This is a genomic window from Paenacidovorax caeni (assembly GCF_001298675.1).
In the GTDB taxonomy this organism is placed as follows: domain Bacteria; phylum Pseudomonadota; class Gammaproteobacteria; order Burkholderiales; family Burkholderiaceae_C; genus Paenacidovorax; species Paenacidovorax caeni.
The window spans coordinates 1-4,153 of the sequence record NZ_CYIG01000089.1 but is presented as its reverse complement, the minus strand read 5'-3'; the positions used below and the strand labels follow the sequence as shown (position 1 = coordinate 4,153).

Below are 4,153 nucleotides of genomic sequence, written 5' to 3'. Positions count from 1 at the left end.
CCTGTCTTCAAATAGCGAGTGAATGTTGCCCAAAAATAACGGTACGATGGCTCGCCTTTTATGCCAATCGGATCACGGTCGCGCGCAGAACCTTGATCGAGCCAAAGATCGATCAAGACCTCCATCTGTGGAGCTGGATTGCGGTGAAGGATTTCCGCTTCCGACATGCTGCTGCTTTTAGATGCTTTTGTTAGTTTGCATCATAGTTTTTCTGGCACTGAGCAGCAAGAGTGCTGGAGATAGGTGTTGCGAAATCTCCTTTAAGGTACTTCGAAATTGTTGCGGATTTCGACACGATATTGCATCTGAGTCTTGGCCGCCCCTTTTTATTTACAAGTCTTTGAGGTCATGTAATATTATTATTGGATCTTTTCGATAGTGAACGAGGACTCGAAAATCTAGTCGTTCAGGGGAATTTGATGAGTGCCTTGGGGACTATGATCAGATGGTGGGCATTTAACAGGTCGCAAAAAGCTCCCAGTCAGACGCAGTGCCTGGTGCGTGGGTGCAATGCAGGCATTGCGGCGATCCCTCAAGTTGTTGAGTTGCAGTTGTATGCACGTCGATTCCGAACCGTTTGGAAAAACGGCCAACTGTTGAACCATCATTGGCGTGCACCCAAACTATGTAGCCATCGTGGTTGACCTGTACCTGCGCCTCAGATAAGCAATCGCATCTTCTATGCTTTCTCGATCGTGATATTCAATCTCATAGACATCTGACTGCTTCCAGTCGTCGAATGTTTGCTCTTGCAGCGCCTTTTCCACCTCCGAAATGGGCATGTTGGGGTCGAATAGCTCTTCATGATGAATGCACGGATTAAACCAATCCAAAGGGTCGCACCCACCGGGAATATCTTTCAACTGCCACCAGCCACGATAGGTTTCTGGCGATCTTCGGATGCAATCAGTTATGTAATCCGCCTCATCCTGGTCAGACCAAAGACCTTTTTCAATCTGAGATTCGCGGTAGGCTTCTCGGTCATCGAACCAGAAGCGGTACATTGATGGGTCGTTTTTCGCCCAATCATAGAATTCGCAGCCGACGCCAGATTCGCCCCAGCGCATGACTTTTCGCACCACAGCGGATTTGGAAGTGCCAAAGACCCACTCGTACTCCCGTAAGAATATGGGGTTGCCCCAGCCTTTCCCTTCGCAAGCAAACTCGAATTGGCCCTTATGCTCTTGCCAAAACCGCTAAAGCTCGTCGAGAGTTCGTTGCGTGACAAACATGCTTCCGTCGTCAAACATCACTCGTTCTGGCAGCCTGATGTCTACAGGTAAAAGAGGCTTTTTCTTGGTTTTCATTGACGGGGCACCCCAATTTATTCCGCTGGAAACTTGATGGTCGCCAATGCCTCGTACTCGCTCACGACAGACAAGCGGTCGCGGGGCACGGGTTCAGGCGATACCCAATCGGTTTCGCCAACTGCGATGAAGCGATCAATCGCATCCTCAATGGATGCCTGATTGATGACATCCACATCAAGCACGATCTTCAAGCCGATGCCGTAGACGTAGCTGCGGTCGAGTCTGAATGATTCATGGATCACGGGCGGCTCGTTGCGCGCAATCTCTGATTCCAGCTTGCGCCACTGCTCATGAAAGGTAAGGCCGCCAAATTGCTCGAAGCGCATCTCTTCGCGCTCGGCCAGCTTGTAGGTCAGGGTTTTTCCCGTACTTGAGCGTTGCGCAGGCACGAACTCCATCTTGGAGTTTTGCTCCCGCTCTTCCGGTGTCAGCATCTCGGCTACGCGGGTGTGTGCGATGTCGCGAGCCTTGTCCCAGAAGGCTTTGCGGGCGGTTACGAAACTGGCGTTCCAGATCGTGAACCGATCCGTGCCCGGAAAGTAGAAGTCAAACCACTGGTTGTACAGGTCGGGACGGCCCGGCTCATTCAGCACGAGGCGGCTGGTGAACCGGCCACCGTACTCGGCTGCATCACGGCGCATCTTGCCTTTGAGGCGAATGACCTCGTGGCTTCGCTTGTGCCGTGGCAGCGTCACGAAAGGAGGGCGGCGTTTGGCTCCGGGGAACTTCACGACTCACACCTTTTCTCGCTTCGCGCCTTGGCGTATTGCGCTTGGAGTTCCGGGGCAAGCCCATCAACCAATGCGCGCACCTCATCCTGTCGCGCTTTGGATACGGCACCGGGACTGTGCTGGCAGATCACCTCCGCAACATCCGAAGGTGGTTGCCCATGCTCCGAGATGCTTTCGACGATGGTCTTTCGCTCAACATCGGCCCAGTCCACGCCATTAGCGCCATGTACCTTGATGGCCTCAGTGGCGTGCTGCCAGAATGTGAGTGCTGCTCCCGCCCGCTTTTCGAGCCGAGGAAGTTCTGCCAATCGCAGCGTTGCAATCCGCTCACTTTCGACCTCGCGAGCCAAAATGACTGCATCCCGCAAATTCAATTTCAGCATTGCCTGACCGCCGATGTAGCCTGTCAAGGCACCTGTGGCGCGTTGCTCGATCTCGTCCGCGCTCGTCAGGCCGAGCCGAACCAAGGCAGCAATATCATCTTTGTCATTGTCAGCGAATCGAGCAATCTTGCTGACGGCCAAATCAAGCGGAGAAAGGACGTAAAGCCGAATATGCTCTATCCCCATGTCCAAAGGGATAGAATCGTCGGTATAGTCCTCGTGCATCAGTGCAAAAGTCGAGTTGTAATTGGTGTCAAAATGGACGGCCTCGCGAGTCCCGTCCTCCAAAGTGACATCGACGATCAAATCATTGGGGATGAATACGCGGGCACCGAATTCTGCATCGACATCCGTTGTCACACGATCTGACGTGTAGAGATGAACAGCCATGCCTCCAGCCAAATAGACATTCACCGGGCTGCGGAGTTCAAGCCTTTCTTCAAGCTGCTTGAACAACTCTCTTAGCCCTTCGGCGAGAGCAGTTTGCGTATGGAATACTGGGCTTACTGGCATCGCCTCAGCCCAATTGCAGTTGACGCGAAAGCATGTCGCGAAAACGCGGCAAACTCATTACCCAACCCCGCCTGACAACTTCTGCCGAGGCTAGTTGCTCGGCGGGATGTGAGGCGAAATACCGTTCACTGGCTTGCGCCAAGCACTTGGACTCGGCTGGAAACTGCGACCGAACAACCATCGCAGCCAACTGAAACACATTGGCCTCCCGCTGGTCATGTGCCACCTGTGTGGCCTCCCGAGCAACGGCAGAGCATCGGGCAAGGAGTGCCGATTCAACATCTCTAGCAGTCATTGCAGCCACCCCCTTCACAACAAGAATTTACGATTTCCTACGGCGTGACTGTACAGTGAAGCGACGAAGTTTGCAAAACTGTTTTACGAATTCTGGTTGGTATGACATGCTTCAATCCATCGTTGGCGCCCACACGCTTTTACGAATACCCCATAAATCTTCTTATTAATTTCCGCCTCGCAACGCTTCTAAAGCTCGCAGAGTATGCCCAACAAAAAAGCATCGAGAATGATTGCGTAAATTGCGAAGTATTAAGCATGGCTGCAAGATTATAAAATAGCATTCTTTGCCATGCAGTGTACTTGATGCAAGATTGCGGCATTCACATACTTATCGGCGTGCAAGCTTTCTGTGCGCCTTGCTTATAGTTCTGCATTGTCGATGCTTCTGTTTATTTTTCGATGATGCGGTTTGTGAGCAATGAAATATGAAACAATGCGGCGGCGCCCACTGAAATTACAGCTAGGGACATCCTGAACAACTCGGCTGCGCAAGTGCTACATGGCTGATGTTTTTCAGATGACGCAATCGCACCGTTTTGTCCGCGTCCTTGCGCCATTCTTGGTGCCTTTTCGGGCCATTTGCACCGCTTTTGCGGCCCCTTGCCTGTTTGCAGGCGCACTCATGCCTTGGCAGCCAGCAACTGCTGGCGCACCATCCACAGGTTTGACAGCGCAAACAGCGTCTTGAGCTGCAGCGTGTTCTTCTTGAGCCCCCGATAGCGCACCTTGGTGTAGCCAAACTGGCGCTTGATTACCCGAAACGGATGCTCCACCTTGGCTCGGATGCTGGCCTTGAGCTTCTCCAGCTGGTCTATCAGTGCGTCAATGGCGTTGTTTTCCTTGTCCAGCGCTTTGCGCTTGCCCGGGCGCATCGCCACATGCCAGGTGACGTCCTGGCGGGCATCGGGGCGCTTGTGCA

At 52.8% G+C, this 4,153-nt stretch carries 4 protein-coding genes; all 4 read right to left on the bottom strand.

Annotated elements, in window-relative coordinates; genetic code table 11:
• Nucleotides 1–623: 623 nt before the first annotated feature.
• Nucleotides 624–1,082 carry a hypothetical protein gene (locus tag BN2503_RS18570; RefSeq protein WP_148639780.1) on the bottom strand — a complete coding sequence of 153 codons (459 nt, stop codon included), beginning with the start codon at nucleotides 1,080–1,082 and terminating at the stop codon, nucleotides 624–626.
• 242 nt (nucleotides 1,083–1,324) lie between these two features.
• Nucleotides 1,325–2,041, bottom strand: a complete 717-nt coding sequence (locus BN2503_RS18565; protein ID WP_199445282.1) for a hypothetical protein — start codon at nucleotides 2,039–2,041, stop codon at nucleotides 1,325–1,327.
• Complete coding sequence (locus tag BN2503_RS21140; protein WP_233495131.1) at nucleotides 2,038–2,880, bottom strand: DUF6036 family nucleotidyltransferase; 843 nt, start codon at nucleotides 2,878–2,880, stop codon at nucleotides 2,038–2,040. The genes BN2503_RS18565 and BN2503_RS21140 overlap by 4 nt, the downstream gene beginning before the upstream one ends.
• Before the next feature lie 974 nt (nucleotides 2,881–3,854).
• Nucleotides 3,855–4,153 (bottom strand): transposase (locus BN2503_RS18555; RefSeq protein ID WP_148639779.1); only part of this gene is annotated, 299 nt, incomplete at its 5' end.